Origin of the sequence: Acidovorax sp. NO-1 (assembly GCF_000238595.1) — a bacterium.
Taxonomy (GTDB): domain Bacteria; phylum Pseudomonadota; class Gammaproteobacteria; order Burkholderiales; family Burkholderiaceae_C; genus Acidovorax.
Genome location: NZ_AGTS01000095.1, coordinates 1 through 860, shown reverse-complemented (window position 1 = coordinate 860; position 860 = coordinate 1). Strand labels below are relative to the sequence as shown.

At 58.6% G+C, this 860-nt stretch carries 2 protein-coding genes and 1 pseudogene; all 3 read left to right on the top strand.

Translation table 11 applies throughout. From position 1 onward, the window contains the following. Window positions 1-185: pseudogene (locus KYG_RS15635) on the top strand (DNA/RNA non-specific endonuclease); the annotation flags it as partial. Window positions 186-266: 81 nt separating this feature from the next. Next, window positions 267-524 carry a hypothetical protein gene (locus tag KYG_RS15630; protein ID WP_008905898.1) on the top strand — a complete coding sequence of 86 codons (258 nt, stop codon included), beginning with the start codon at window positions 267-269 and terminating at the stop codon, window positions 522-524. 52 nt (window positions 525-576) lie between these two features. Further along, window positions 577-860, top strand: a 284-nt coding sequence (locus KYG_RS24730; protein WP_008905897.1) for an HAD domain-containing protein, incomplete at its 3' end; no start/stop codon positions are given.

Genomic DNA, 860 nt, shown 5'->3' with positions numbered 1-860 from the left:
AACGGGGTCGGGTTCCAGCCTACCTGTTCAAGCTCGTGTACGACCAGCACGACAACAGAGCCTGGGCGCATTGGCAGGAGAACCGGGAGGGGGAGCGGGTCGGCAGGCCCATCACCTACGAAGAGCTGGTGAAGCGCACGGGGGTTGAGTTCTTGCCAAGGCTTGTGGTTTCGCAACTGAACTGAGGAGTGATTTACTCCTCTTGTGAGTCACGCTCACAATGGGGCACCCCGCTCCGCCAACACAATGTCGATTGAAGGTTCAACATGACGGGACCGTCAACTCCTCAGCAGTCGCTGCAGTTTGATTTGCAGGGCACCCCTGCAGGTGTCACGCGATCCAAGTCGCGCGTGCCTCTTGCCAAGCTGGCGAACGAGAAGTTGCCGGCATATTCGCCGGACGACGGGCCGCTCACGACGGCAGAGATCTACGCCATTCAAGCTGATGCCGATGCGTGCATGCCAATAGGACGTGTTCTACGGCGCATGAGCCTGCTCGCATCCATCGAACCGTTAGTGCGATGACCGTCTCACTCGCGTGGACGCCCGCGAGACGGACCCACACAGGCAAGAAACAATGAGGGCTATCTTCATCGACTTTGATGGCGTAGTGCACCCTGCAGGTGGGCCTGTCAGCGCCTGTCTTCCCATTGAATGGCTCTCTGATCTGGATGACATTCTCAGCGCGCATCCCCCAGTTCGCATCGTGGTTCACTCCAGCTGGCGCCTCACGTACCCGCATGAAGAGATTCGGGAATTTTTGAGCGGGCTGAGTGCCCTTGAAATCGATATCGTCGGACCAGGAGAAAAGCTTCAGGCCATCACCGCGTACCTGAGTGCCCACCCTGAGATTGAGAGCGG